Source organism: Streptomyces sp. MAI_2237, assembly GCF_054189285.1.
In genome coordinates, this window is sequence record NZ_JAJPGQ010000005.1 from 353,316 (window position 1) to 365,116 (window position 11,801).

Below are 11,801 nucleotides of genomic sequence, written 5' to 3' on the forward strand. Positions count from 1 at the left end.
GTTGCCTTCGGCACGTTCCGGCGATTCTCTGCACCGTTCGACGTGCTGCGGGAATTCCTTGATACGCGCCCGCATCGAGGAAGGTTCCGCATGAACCGAGCTCGCTCATCACGCGCCACCCGCACCCCGTTCTCGTACGACCGCTCCGCGAACCCGTCGGCGGGCCGCACCCACACCAGGAGCCGTCCGCAGGGCCGCGGGGTCCCCTCTCCCGCTGCACACGCCGAGTTCGAGCCTCCCAAGACGATCGAACCGGCGCTGCCCCCGGTCGAGGTGTTCGCGGAACTCGCCATGCCGGCGGCCCTGCTTGCCGCGCTCCGCCAACAGGGCGTGACCGTTCCCTTCCCGATCCAGGCGGCCACTCTGCCGAACTCCCTGGCCGGCCGTGACGTCCTCGGCCGTGGCCGTACCGGCTCGGGAAAGACCCTCGCCTTCGGTCTGCCCCTGCTGGCCCGTACCGCGGGCCGGCGCGCCGAACCGCGGCAGCCGCTGGCACTCGTTCTCGTGCCCACCCGCGAGCTCGCGCAGCAGGTCACCGACGCGCTCACCCCCTACGCCCGCGTCATGCGACTGCGGCTGGCCACGGTGGTCGGCGGGATGTCGATCGGCAGGCAGGCGCGTGCGCTGCGGGACGGGGCGGAGGTCGTCGTCGCGACACCGGGGCGGCTCAAGGACCTCATCGAGCGGGGTGACTGCCGCCTGCACGACGTCGCCGTCACCGGCCTGGACGAAGCGGACCAGATGACCGACATGGGGTTCATGCCCCAGGTCTCCGCCCTCCTCGACCAGGTGCGTCCCGGCGGTCAGCGCATGCTCTTCTCCGCCACGCTGGACCGCAACGTCGACCTGCTCGTGCGCCGCTACCTGAGCGACCCGGTGGTCCACTCCGTCGACCCCTCGGCCGGTGCCGTCACCACGATGGAGCACCACGTCCTCCATGTGCACGAGGCGGACAAGCACCGCACGACCACTGAGATCGCGGCGCGAGACGGCCGAGTGATCATGTTCCTCGACACCAAGCACGCGGTGGACAAGCTGACCGAGCACCTGCTCGGCAACGGCGTTCTCGCCGCCGCCCTGCACGGCGGCAGGTCCCAGCCGCAACGCACCCGCACACTGGCCCAGTTCAAGGACGGCCAGGTCACGGTGCTGGTGGCCACCAACGTCGCGGCGCGCGGCATCCACGTCGACGACCTCGACCTGGTCGTCAATGTGGACCCGCCCGGCGACCACAAGGACTACCTGCACCGCGGCGGCCGTACGGCCCGGGCCGGCGCGTCCGGCAGTGTCGTCACCCTCGTCACCGCCGGCCAACGCCGGGGCGTGGCCCGGATGATGGCTACGGCCGGCATCAAACCGACGGTCACTGCGGTGCGTTCGGGTGAGGTGGCGCTCAGCCGCATCACGGGCGCCCAGGCCCCGTCGGGTGTGCCGGTGGTCATCGCCGCGCCGACCGTGAAACCCGCCCGCCGGACCGCGGCAGGCACGTCGGCGTCGTCCCGAGGCCGACGAGGGGGCACCGCCCGAGGCCGGTCCACGGGAACACGACGCGCCGCGTGACGGGGCGGCGGCCCGCCACCGACCCGGCGCCGACCGCCGGTCCGATGCCATCCCATGCCCCACACCCACTCGTGCCGCAGGAGGCAGCCGTGACACCCGTTCAGACCCGTCCCAGCCACACCGCTTTCGGTTCCGGTCTTGCGACCAGGCCCGACCACCTGGACTCGACCGAGTTGCGGGTCGGTGACGACATGACCGTCGAGGTGGCTCTGTCCGTCATGGCCGGCGCCGGGGTGGCGCGCCTGCTCCTGTGCGACGCGGACGACGAGCGCACCGGCTCCGTCTCCCGGGCCGAACTCGTCGCGCACCGCGACAGCTTGGCCTACACCGACCGCGTCCGCCTCCGTGACGTCCTCGGCGCTCCGCGCCCGGTCGCCGTCTCCCCTTCCGTCTTCTCCCTGTGAGGCACCATGCGCTGCGTCATCGCCCGGTACCCGTTCGAACTGACCAGGAACGGAGTGCTGGCCTCCATGGCCGGGGTCCGGCCCGAACCGGTCATCGGCGACTCCGTGACCATCGGCCGCCGTCGCTATCCCGTGATGCAGGTAGGTGAGGTGATCACCCGGCAGGACCGCCGCGACTTCACCGGCGGCGAGGTGACCCGCGCCATGACCCACCTCGGCTTCACCTGCCACCGCCGTCCCGAGGCCGCCACACCCGAGGCCCCGGAAGCCTTCACCCCTCTCCAGGTCGCCTCAGCACTGCTCGGGAGCCCCGTCCGACGCGACGCGTGACACCTGCGACGGGCACTCGGCCGCCCCTCGTCACAGCGTTCACCGGACAGACCGGACACAGGAGATGGACCGTATGCGTCCTCGTCCCGACCCAGCCGAGCCCTCCCCCACGCCCGAACTGTTCGCCGAATGCCGCATGGTGCTCGCCCGGGGCGATCTGGGCCCGAGGACCGTCGCATCCCTGGCCCACGCCCTGGATGAGGCTCGCGCCGGAGCGGGGCGCGTCTTCCTCATCGTCGACCTCCGTGAAGTGACCTTCTCCGACACGAGCATCCTGGAGCCGCTGGCGGCGGCGTGGGACGACTGCAGGGCCCGGCAGGGCTGGGTTCGCGTCGTCCACAGCAGTACGGTGATCGACTTCGTGCTGCTGACGGGCGGTCTGCTCGACCGCTTCCCCGCCCATGCCAGCGCCCAGGACGCCTGGAACGGCTTGACAGCGGCAGCGCACGGCCCGGCCCCCTCCCCTGCCTGAGGGGCCCCGTCGGCTCCCGGTAGGTCAGCGGAGCATCAACTCGCCTGCCGGACGGCCGCGGTGACGGCTCCCGTACGTCCGTGCTCCACCCGGGCCATCTCCAGCAGACGCCTCCAGGACGTGACCGTCGGCCGTCGCCGCAGCAGGGCACGACGTTCTCGCTCGGTCATGCCGCCCCACACACCGAACTCGATGCGCTGGTCCAAGGCGTAGGCGAGACACTCCGTGCGGACGATGCAGCCGTTGCACAGCGCCTTCGCGCGGTTCTGTTCGGCCCCCTCGACGAACAGGGCGTCGGGGTCGGCCTTCCTGCACAGCCCTTGCTCACTCCAGTCCGTCTCCGTCATTGCGTGATGCCGTCCTCTCCCGTCATCGTCCTGCGGGTTGCCTCCGGCCATGATCGACCGGCATATGACGTTACGTTGCCAGGAGGACCGTTCCTGCATCTGCGCCGCAGCGTCACACCTTCGGGTGACCGGCGCTTGCTTCCTGGGCACGGAGGCGTTAGGCGATGTTTGCAGAGCCCACCGATCAGCGTCGGGTCGGCCGACGGCCGCCCTACCCGCTGCTAGAGAGGTGCCAACTCCACTCTGCCCGTGAATCGACCACCCACCCGGGCGGCCGACCAGTGGACACGGGCGATCTGGTCGGCGTCGCCATCCCGGCCGTGCACATGAACGGTATGGTCCTGCGAGGGCTCGTCCTGGTAGAGATCCCGGGAGTTCACGGTCAGCGTGAGGTACGCGTACTTCTGCGAGATCTCCTCCAGTCCCGCTTCGGGAACCGCGGGCCAGGCAGTGAGATCCCACCGGACGGCCGCGGGGTCCGGCCCCAGAGCGGCGATGAAGGGCTCGGCACGGTCCAGCGGACGACACCAGTCGAACACGCGGATCGGCAGGCAGTCCGCCGGGTCGTCGCCGGGCCTCCGCCGAACCGTGCTCCTTGCCGGCCAGCGCCCACCATTGCAGATCAGGCAGTACGTGACGTACTTGCGCCAGGACACCCGGTGACCTGACGACGGCTTCGAAATCGACCTCTGCCTGACTGAGGTCCGCCAGACCCAGCAAGGTGCGCGCCGCACATATCGCTTCAGACAGGTCACCGGTGGTGAGAACAGCAGACGCAGCCGAGTTGCTCATTCCGGAACCATAAGACACCGGCCACGGACCGACCCGAGTGGCATCGCCCCGCATATGATCCCCGCTGTGACGGCAGGACCGGAGGCGGCGCGTGCCGCATACGCCCAGCATCGATGGGGCGCCGCCCGTGCTCTCTTCGCCGCTGCGGCGGGCGGCGACCTCACCGCCGTAGACCTGGAGCGGTGGGGGCTCGCCGCGTTCCTGACCGGCCATGACGCCGAGTCCGACGCCGCCCGCGAGCGGGCGCACCACGCCTACGCGCGCGCGGGTGACGTCGACGGTGCGTGCAGGGTGGCGTACTGGCTGGCCCTCGCCCTCACGTTGCGCGGCGAGGCGGCCCGCGGCGGTGGATGGTTCGGTCGGGTGCGAAGCGTCCTCGACGCTCACAGCGTGACCGATTCGGTGTGGGCCGGGTTCCTGCTCGTGCCGCGCGCCATGGCCGCGTTCTTCGGCAACGATCTGCCGACGGCGCTCGCCGTGGCGGAGCAGGCGATCGAGTACGCCGGGCGGTTCGGCGACGCCGACCTGGCCGTCCTTGCCCACAACGCGCACGGCCAGGCCCTGGTGGGCGGCGGTGACGTCGAAGCCGGACTCTCCGAGCTGGACGAGGTGATGGTCCGGGTGACCACCGCCGAGGACGTCTCGCCTCAACTGGTCGGCCTTGTCTACTGCGCGGTCATCAACACCTGCCGGGACGTCTTCGACGTCCGCCGCAGCAGGGAGTGGACCAGCGCGCTCAGCCGGTGGTGCGCCGCACAACCGGACCTGGTTTCCTACCGCGGGCAGTGCACCGTCCACCGTGCCGAGATCCTCCAGCTCACCGGCTCCTGGCCGGATGCGGACGCGGAGGTCGCCCGGGCGCGTGCGCAGGCCGAGGCCCTCGCCCATGACCCGGCCACCGGGATGGCGCTCTACCAGCACGGTGAACTCCTGCGGTTGCGGGGCGACTTCGTCGCCGCCGACACGGCCTACCAGGCGGCGCTTCGCGTCGGGCACGACCCACAGCCGGGCTTCGCCCTGCTGCGCCTGGCCGAACGGCGAACCGGCGCGGCGCTCGCCGCGATCCGCCGCGCCGTCGACGAAGCGAGCCGTCCGTCACTGCGCGTGCGCATGCTGCCCGCGTACGTCGAGATCGCGCTCGCCGCCGACGACGTCGAGGCGGCCCGGCGCGCGGCCGAGGAACTCGTCGAGGTCTCCGGCCGCCGGTCGGCCCCGCTGCTCGACGCGGCCGCCGAGCAGGCGATCGGAGCCGTCCGACTCGCCGAGGGCGACCCCGCGGCGGCGCTGCCCTGCCTGCGCCGGGCCTGTTCGCTGGCCCAGGCGATTCCGGCCCCGTACGACGCGGCCCGCTGGATCTTCGAGCAGCTGGGAGCCGTACCGGAGATCGGGCGCATGGACCGCCTGACCCACCGGTCCGACGTGCCCGCTCGTCCCGGTGGGCTGACCCTGCGGGAGGTCGAGGTGCTTCGGGCGGTGGCGACCGGCGCCACGAACCGCGCGATCGCCGAGGCGATGTTCCTGTCGGAGAAGACGGTCGCCCGGCACGTCGCGAACATCTTCACCAAGCTCGGCCTGTCGTCGCGGGCGGCGGCCACCGCGTTCGCCTACGAACACCACTTGGTCTGACGCGACGGTCGATCTGCGGGCGATCTGCGGGCGATCTGCATAGTTCTGCCGATGCGGACGACCACGGCCGGCTCCTACGGTCACCCCAAACGATTCGACCCGGGAGCCGTCATGAGCAGGGGATACGCCGTCGCGTACGCACTGAACCTCACGCCTTGGGAGCGCGCCGGCACCGGTGGCGCGGCCGCACTCGACAAACTGATCGCCCGGGCCGAGGCCGAGCTCGGCGGCCCGGGACGCGCGCTCGACCTGGGCTGCGGATCGGGGCTGCACCTCGTCGCTCTCGCCCAGCGCGGTTGGCAGGCCACCGGCGTGGATCTGATCGGCAAGGCCGTGCGCCGGGCCCGGGCCCGCTTGGCCGATGCGGGCGTGGCGGCCCGTGTTCTTCAGGGTGACGTCACCGCGCTGGAACGGACCGAGGTCGGCGGGCCGTACCGCCTGCTGGTGGACATCGGCTGCTTCCACGGCCTGGACGACGGACAGCGCGCCGCCATGGGACGTTCGGTCACCGCAGTGGCGGCGCCGGACGCTCTGCTGATCCTGCTCGCGTTCCGGCCGGGTGCCGTGCCGAAGCCTCTGCCGCGCGGCGCCGATGCCACGGACATCGAGATCGCGTTTCCCGGCTGGCGCCTCATCGACAGCGAGCCCGCCCCCACCGAGGGGATGCCGGCTCCACTGCGTAAGGCGGAGCCCATGTTCCATCTGCTCCGGCGCACCGCCTGACGGGTGCGACGGGGGTCACTGGCACCCCCGCCGCGTCCTCCGCTGCACCCACGCAGGTCACAGCGGACACCGCGAGGCCCGGCAGGCGGCCCGGCCGGACGGCGGGGATCACAGCGGTGCGGCGGGGTGCCGGACGGCCGTCCTGAAGTCGGCCCCGCCAGGTGTTCGGGAACTCGATGTCCGCGCCCTGTGGCCGCGAGCTCGATGTCCGCGCCCGGTGATCGGGAACTCGGTACCCTCGCTCGCTGTTCAGGAAGCAGCCGGCAGCCCCAGGACCGCGCATGCGGCGCGCGAGACGCGCTCGGGCGCGTCCGGGGTCAGCGGGGAGGGCAGCAGCATGTGGCTGATCGTCAGCCGCACCGCGAGGTCGGCCGCCTCCACCCGGCGCTCTGCCGCCACCCCCGGCGCCACCTCGCCCAGCCACTCCGCCAGCAGCTGCCAGGCGCTGGTGAAGACGGGCTCGGATCTGCTCGTCAGGAACGGCAGCAGCGCGTCCGTACCACCACGCGCCGCGGTCAGTACGGCGCCGATGAACGGGTTGGCACCCGCCTCGACCAGGGCGTAGGCGACCCCGGCCCGCAACGCGGCGGCGAGGTCGTCACGGCGCGCGTCCAGCACCACGGCGAGGCCCAGCAGGAACTTCTCCGTCTCGCGGGACACCAGCGCCTGCCCGATGCCCGCCCGGTCACCGAACTCCTTGTAGATCGAGGGCCGGGAGACGTCCGCCCGCAGCGCGAGGTCGGCCACCCTCACCCGGTCCCAGCCGCCCTCGGCGGCCAGCGCGCGGGCCTCTTCGAGCACCCGCTCGCGCATCTGCTTGCGCCACGCCACACGCGGCGGATCGGGGCGGGGCTCGAAGGGAAGGGAAGGACGGCTCTCACGCACCCCGGCAGTGTGCCATCCCCTCGTCTTCCCGTGACCCCGAGCCGCATACCGCATATCTGACTTGAGGTCAGAATGTTTACACGGCGCCCCCTTTGTCAGCGCTCTCGTCTCCGTGGCACTGTCGGCCCACCCCCCCCCAGCGCGGGCTTCCGCCGTCCCGGATCGGTGCGGCGGAAGCCCGCGCCCTCGTCAAGGAGTCCTCATGGAGCCAGCGCCGTACGATGCCCGCGCCTGGCGGGATCCCAAGCGCCCCCTGTGGCTGCTCGCCCTCGCAGTGCCGACCTTGCCGTTCCAGGCGGGCGGCCTGGTCGCCCTCACGCACCTGCGCGCCTTCTGGTGGTGGGGACCGTTCTTCGCCTTCGCCCTGATCCCGCTCATCGACTGGCTGACGGGACCGGACGGTGCCAACCCGCCGGACGAGGCCATGCCGCGCCTGGAGGCCGACCGCTACTACCGCTGGTGCACCTACCTCTATCTGCCGCTTCAGTTCGGCGCCCTCATCTGGGCCTGCGGCCAGTGGGCGACCGGTCGGCTGTCGGTCGCCGACGACCTGGGTCTTGCCGCGACGACAGGAGTCGTAGCCGGCGTCGCCATCAACACGGCCCACGAACTGGGCCACAAGCGTGAGCAGTTGGAACGGCGGCTGAGCCGCATGGCGCTCGCGCAGACCTGGTACGGGCACTTCTACGTCGAGCACAACCACGGCCACCACGTGCGGGTCGCCACACCCGAGGACCCCGCGAGCAGCCGGATGGGCGAGAGCTTCTGGCGGTTCCTTCCGCGCACGGTGTGGGGCAGCCTCCGCTCGGCCTGGGAACTCGAGACGCGCCGTCTGACCCGGCGCAAACGCGCGGTGTACGGCCCGCACAACGAGATCCTGACCGCCTGGGCCCTCTCGGCCGCGTTGTTCGCCGCACTCACCGTGGTGTTCGGTTGGCAGGTCCTGCCGTACCTGGCGCTGCAAGCCGTGCTCGGCTTCTGCCTGCTGGAGACGGTCAACTACCTGGAACACTACGGCCTGCTGCGCCGGCGCCGACCGGACGGCCGCTACGAGCGCGTGGCTCCCCGCCACAGCTGGAACAGTGACAACACGGTCAGCAACCTGTTCCTCTTCCAGTTGCAGCGGCACTCCGACCACCACGCCAACCCGCTGCGCCGCTACCAGACCCTCCGTCACTTCGACGAGGCGCCCCAACTCCCCTCCGGTTACGCCACCATGATCGTGCTGGCCTGGTTCCCGCCGCTGTGGCGCCGGGTGATGGACCACCGGCTGATGACGCACTACACCAGTGACCTGACCCGGGCCAACCTCCATCCGCCCCTGCGACGCCGGCTCTTCGGCACCGCGGACACACCTCCCGCCGCGTCACCGGCCACCCGGCCCGGCGCGCGCAGCGCCGGCTGAAAGCGGCGGATCGTCGTGGCGAGCGGCGTGTCTCTCAGGCAGCCGCGACGCCGATGCCGATCGCGATGAACAGCCAGCCGGTGGTCAGCTCCCACCTGTCACGGATCCTCGGACGGGCCAGAAGTGCCCGCAGCCGTCCCGCGACGGCGACCAGGGCGAACCAGTAGGCGACGCCGATCAGCACGTCCAGGAAGCCGAGGAAGAAGATCTGCCGGGTCGTCGATCCGCCGCCATGGACGAACTGCGGCAGGACACTGAGGAAGAACAACGCGGCCTTGGGGTTGAGTACGTTGGTGAGGAGGCCTTGGGTGAAACCGGACCGCCAGCGGCGGTGACCGGCTTCACCCTCCGGCGAGTTGAGCGGTGTTGCGGTGGCTTCCGTGTCGCCGGTGCTCGTGTCGACGGTTCCCGTGCCCTCGCTCCCCGCGCCGCAGGTCTCGGCGCCGCAGGTCTCCGCGCGCCCGGCGCGCCGCTCCCGGATCGCCCGGCGAGCGGCCGAGACCGCCCGGATTCCCAGGTGGACGAGGTAAGCCGCACCCAGCAGCCTGACGACGTCGAAGACCACGGGCGAACGCGCGGCGACCAGCGAGAGCCCGAGGGCCGCGGCGAGCATGTGCACGCACAAGCCGGCCTGGGCCCCCAGCGCTGCGGCCCGCCCCTTGAGGGGGTGTTCGGCAGCCGATCTGAGCACGACGAGGAAGTCGGGGCCGGGGACGACATAGGCCGCCAGGACCACTCCGAGAAAGCCGATGAGGTCGACCGACATCCGCACTCCGTTTCGTCGGGGCCGTAGCCGCAGGGCGCAGGTGTCGTCGGGTACCCCAACGCGCCGCAGGCAGCGGACCGTCAGCGCCTGCCGGTGACGGTCCGGTGGAGGTGGTCGAGCGCGGAGGGGACGACGGTGCCGCGGTGCCACGACAGCCAAAGGCCGACCTGTCTGCCCAGTTCGTGCAGCGCGCCGAGGCGGTCGGGCGACAGATCGTTCAACGGCCGTGCGTGATGGGAGGAGATCATGCCCCTCACGGCGCCGTTCGGACCGAGCAGCGGCACGCTGTGGCAGGCCTGACTACCGGCGTCCAGGATCGTCTGCCGGGAGCTTTCGTCGAAGATGTCGGAGGCCCCGACGTCCTTGACGGTGACCTGCCGGACCTCTTCGGCGGCCTGCGCGCAGGAGGTCGTCGAAGAGGCCACGAAAGCGAAGTAGTCGGTGAAGGAGCGGTCCAGGCCGGTGTGCCGTTCCATACGCAGCACCCCGCTCTCCACCACCTGTACGTTCCCCATCTCGGCACCCGTGAGGTGCAGCGTCCGTTCCAGGGCGGCCTTGAGGAGCGCACCGTAGCCGGACCGCGCCGGTCCGCTCGCCCGCAGCGCGGGCACCGGCGGCTCAGGCCTGCGCGGACGGCTCGGCGCCCAGTGGGGAGCCTGCATCTGGGGGGCGGGAAGGCGCACCGCGACGTCCGCGAGAACGTGGAGCTTGATGTTGAACCGCTGAGACGTGCGCCGTAGCAGATCGAAGGCCTCCTGGCGGGACGAGATCCCGTAACGCGACATGAGCAGTTCCTCGGCCCGTGCGACACCGGCGTGCGCCAGCCGCCGGTTCCGCTGCCCGACGACGTCCTCCTCGGCGTCCCGTACGGCGTCCCCGGTGACGGGGCGCTCCCCGCCCGACGGCGCGACGGGCATGCTGGGGGTGTCGGTCACGGTCGGGCCTCCAGACCTTCGCGGCGACCGTGCGGCGTCACACGATGGTGCTGCGCGCACGAGCGCATCATGCGGGTGCTTCCGGACGAAACACCCGCCCCCACTGTATGCATGCCCCGCACCACCGCTTCCAGACAGGGGTGGCCGCAGGCAGCTGACCAGGCATCCAGGGCGGCGGGACGCACTCGGCCGGCCTTCCGCACGGGCGCGCGGAGCGGTGGGCCCGAGCGTGGAGCGGGCGGGGCCGAGCGTGGAGCGGGCGGGGCCGAGCGGCCCCGCCTCTGCGTCCATCTGCCGCTGTATGGCGGCCGGTCTCCGCCAACTCCGCCGCACCGCGGGGCGTCGTCACCCCACCGGTCGGTCCCCCGGTCGCCTACGCGGTCAGCCACCGGTGCAGGGCCTGATGCACCTCGGCGGGCAGCGCACTGATCTGGTCGATGGCCTCGCAGTCGCCGGGAAGCGGGGCGATGCCGGCCGCGGTGAGCACCGCGTGCAGCTCCAGACGGCGCAGATCACGCGGCTCGATGTGGCGGGGCAGCCGGTGCGCGGGGTTGGGAGGCGGCAGCAGGTGGTCGTCGGTGTGGAGAGAGCTGATCACCGAGTGGGTCGTCAGGGTCATGCCGCGCTCCTTGCTCACAGGTGGTGTGGTTGTCGATGTGGGAGAGGCGATTCGTTGGGCTGTCAGTTGCGATCTGCGGACCTAATCACGCAGAGGATGCAATCCGGTGTTTGTCATATCCGCCGATGCGCGGACGGCGACAAAGCCGCGACACCTGCGTCACGGCCATTGGAAGGTGGGCTTGTCCTGTCGCCCCGCACGCACAGCCGCCTCCTCAGCGGCCTGCATCTGGGCACACCAGGCGCACTCCACACCGGTGCCCGCATGACAGCTGTCGTCATGGACGGACGGCAGGAACTGTTCGGCGCGGACACCGGAAACGTACTCATCGTGCTGGGGGTGCTCGTTCATGACGTCTTCAACCGGTACCGGTCCGGCCTGGTTGCCGTCCGTGACCATGCGCCCACCGCCTCGCAGACGTTCCGTGACAATGCGGCCGATATGCAACAGCCATGTGGCATCGCGTTTCAGCCAGTCGGCGAGTCAGCCGCAAGGGGCGTGGGGTGTGGGTGGCGGCAGGGTGAGGATGCCGTCGACCGTCTCCGCCGCCGCGGCCTGTTCCTTGAGCGTGGCAAGCCGTTTCAAGAGGGCGTAGCCCTCCGCGAGGACGGTCTCGTGGCCCCCGTAGGACTCCAGGTTGATGACGGCAGCCTCCACATGCCGGATCTCGGACACCAGCATCGCGACACCGTGACCGCGAGCGACCGCGGTCCCTACGCGGGGATAGAGCACCGGCAGGAGTTCAGCCCCGCTGGCGTTGCGGATGGTGTCGGCATCACTGCCGCCGGTGGCCTCCATCCGCTCTCTGGCATGTTCGACCACGCGGACGAGAGTCCTGAAGTCCGTCTGACTCAGCGCGAAGGCCACGGGGGTGTCTCGGGCGTCGCAGGCAGGCTCGTCCCGTCTTCGCTTCGAGAACCAGGCCACTGACGCCCCC

15 protein-coding genes are annotated in these 11,801 nt (G+C 71.3%); 7 read left to right on the forward strand and 8 right to left on the reverse strand.

Annotation, left to right across the window (positions count from 1 at the left end):
• Positions 1 to 90: 90 nt before the first annotated feature.
• From LN251_RS29780 to LN251_RS29795, 4 genes are all read left to right on the forward strand, one after another.
• Positions 91 to 1,560, forward strand: coding sequence for a DEAD/DEAH box helicase (locus LN251_RS29780; RefSeq protein ID WP_458247270.1), 1,470 nt, complete (start codon positions 91 to 93; stop codon positions 1,558 to 1,560).
• Positions 1,561 to 1,649: 89 nt separating this feature from the next.
• Positions 1,650 to 1,964 (forward strand): CBS domain-containing protein, encoded by a 315-nt coding sequence (locus LN251_RS29785; RefSeq protein ID WP_458247271.1) that lies wholly within the window; start codon positions 1,650 to 1,652, stop codon positions 1,962 to 1,964.
• Positions 1,965 to 1,970: 6 nt separating this feature from the next.
• Positions 1,971 to 2,294 carry an SCO5918 family protein gene (locus tag LN251_RS29790; RefSeq protein ID WP_458247272.1) on the forward strand — a complete coding sequence of 108 codons (324 nt, stop codon included), beginning with the start codon at positions 1,971 to 1,973 and terminating at the stop codon, positions 2,292 to 2,294.
• 73 nt (positions 2,295 to 2,367) lie between these two features.
• Positions 2,368 to 2,766, forward strand: a complete 399-nt coding sequence (locus LN251_RS29795; RefSeq protein ID WP_458247273.1) for an STAS domain-containing protein — start codon at positions 2,368 to 2,370, stop codon at positions 2,764 to 2,766.
• A gap of 35 nt (positions 2,767 to 2,801) precedes the next feature.
• Here the strand turns inward: LN251_RS29795 and LN251_RS29800 are convergent, their stop codons facing one another.
• Both LN251_RS29800 and LN251_RS29805 read right to left on the reverse strand, forming a co-directional pair.
• Positions 2,802 to 3,113, reverse strand: a complete 312-nt coding sequence (locus tag LN251_RS29800; RefSeq protein WP_058927550.1) for a WhiB family transcriptional regulator — start codon at positions 3,111 to 3,113, stop codon at positions 2,802 to 2,804.
• A gap of 221 nt (positions 3,114 to 3,334) precedes the next feature.
• A complete protein-coding gene (locus LN251_RS29805) occupies positions 3,335 to 3,769 on the reverse strand; it encodes a hypothetical protein (protein ID WP_458247274.1) in 435 nt (144 codons plus the stop codon).
• Between the two features lie 202 nt (positions 3,770 to 3,971).
• On the opposite strand from LN251_RS29805, the gene LN251_RS29810 reads away from it, so the two are divergent.
• Together LN251_RS29810 and LN251_RS29815 are read left to right on the forward strand one after the other, a co-directional pair.
• The gene (locus tag LN251_RS29810; protein ID WP_458247275.1) at positions 3,972 to 5,531 is read left to right on the forward strand and encodes a LuxR C-terminal-related transcriptional regulator; all 1,560 of its coding nucleotides are present in this window, start codon (positions 3,972 to 3,974) and stop codon (positions 5,529 to 5,531) included.
• 51 nt (positions 5,532 to 5,582) lie between these two features.
• Positions 5,583 to 6,254: a class I SAM-dependent methyltransferase gene (locus LN251_RS29815; RefSeq protein ID WP_458247276.1), complete on the forward strand. Its 672-nt coding sequence runs from the start codon at positions 5,583 to 5,585 to the stop codon at positions 6,252 to 6,254.
• A gap of 249 nt (positions 6,255 to 6,503) precedes the next feature.
• Here LN251_RS29815 and LN251_RS29820 read toward each other — a convergent pair whose 3' ends face one another.
• Entirely contained in the window at positions 6,504 to 7,139 is a 636-nt protein-coding gene (locus LN251_RS29820) for a TetR family transcriptional regulator (protein ID WP_458247277.1), read from the reverse strand.
• A gap of 202 nt (positions 7,140 to 7,341) precedes the next feature.
• On the opposite strand from LN251_RS29820, the gene LN251_RS29825 reads away from it, so the two are divergent.
• The gene (locus LN251_RS29825) at positions 7,342 to 8,544 is read left to right on the forward strand and encodes an alkane 1-monooxygenase (protein ID WP_458247278.1); all 1,203 of its coding nucleotides are present in this window, start codon (positions 7,342 to 7,344) and stop codon (positions 8,542 to 8,544) included.
• 34 nt (positions 8,545 to 8,578) lie between these two features.
• On the opposite strand, the gene LN251_RS29830 is transcribed toward LN251_RS29825, so the two are convergent.
• From LN251_RS29830 to LN251_RS29850, 5 genes are all read right to left on the reverse strand, one after another.
• Entirely contained in the window at positions 8,579 to 9,310 is a 732-nt protein-coding gene (locus LN251_RS29830; protein WP_458247279.1) for a LysE family translocator, read from the reverse strand.
• Positions 9,311 to 9,390: 80 nt separating this feature from the next.
• Positions 9,391 to 10,245 (reverse strand): ANTAR domain-containing protein, encoded by an 855-nt coding sequence (locus LN251_RS29835; protein WP_458247280.1) that lies wholly within the window; start codon positions 10,243 to 10,245, stop codon positions 9,391 to 9,393.
• Between the two features lie 373 nt (positions 10,246 to 10,618).
• The gene (locus tag LN251_RS29840; protein WP_458247281.1) at positions 10,619 to 10,864 is read right to left on the reverse strand and encodes a hypothetical protein; all 246 of its coding nucleotides are present in this window, start codon (positions 10,862 to 10,864) and stop codon (positions 10,619 to 10,621) included.
• A gap of 159 nt (positions 10,865 to 11,023) precedes the next feature.
• Positions 11,024 to 11,263, reverse strand: coding sequence for a hypothetical protein (locus LN251_RS29845; RefSeq protein ID WP_458247282.1), 240 nt, complete (start codon positions 11,261 to 11,263; stop codon positions 11,024 to 11,026).
• 84 nt (positions 11,264 to 11,347) lie between these two features.
• Entirely contained in the window at positions 11,348 to 11,686 is a 339-nt protein-coding gene (locus LN251_RS29850) for a hypothetical protein (RefSeq protein ID WP_458247283.1), read from the reverse strand.
• Between the last annotated feature and the right edge of the window lie 115 nt (positions 11,687 to 11,801).

Bases quoted from the DNA above. Each gene is read 5' to 3' on its own strand.
- LN251_RS29780 (WP_458247270.1), top strand. From the start codon at position 91: ATGAACCGAGCTCGCTCATCACGCGCCACCCGCACCCCGTTCTCGTAC.
- LN251_RS29790 (WP_458247272.1), top strand. From the start codon at position 1,971: ATGCGCTGCGTCATCGCCCGGTACCCGTTCGAACTGACCAGGAACGGA.
- LN251_RS29795 (WP_458247273.1), top strand. From the start codon at position 2,368: ATGCGTCCTCGTCCCGACCCAGCCGAGCCCTCCCCCACGCCCGAACTG.
- LN251_RS29800 (WP_058927550.1), bottom strand. From the start codon at position 3,113: ATGACGGAGACGGACTGGAGTGAGCAAGGGCTGTGCAGGAAGGCCGAC.
- LN251_RS29815 (WP_458247276.1), top strand. From the start codon at position 5,583: ATGCGGACGACCACGGCCGGCTCCTACGGTCACCCCAAACGATTCGAC.
- LN251_RS29825 (WP_458247278.1), top strand. From the start codon at position 7,342: ATGGAGCCAGCGCCGTACGATGCCCGCGCCTGGCGGGATCCCAAGCGC.
- LN251_RS29830 (WP_458247279.1), bottom strand. From the start codon at position 9,310: ATGTCGGTCGACCTCATCGGCTTTCTCGGAGTGGTCCTGGCGGCCTAT.
- LN251_RS29840 (WP_458247281.1), bottom strand. From the start codon at position 10,864: ATGACCCTGACGACCCACTCGGTGATCAGCTCTCTCCACACCGACGAC.
- LN251_RS29845 (WP_458247282.1), bottom strand. From the start codon at position 11,263: ATGGTCACGGACGGCAACCAGGCCGGACCGGTACCGGTTGAAGACGTC.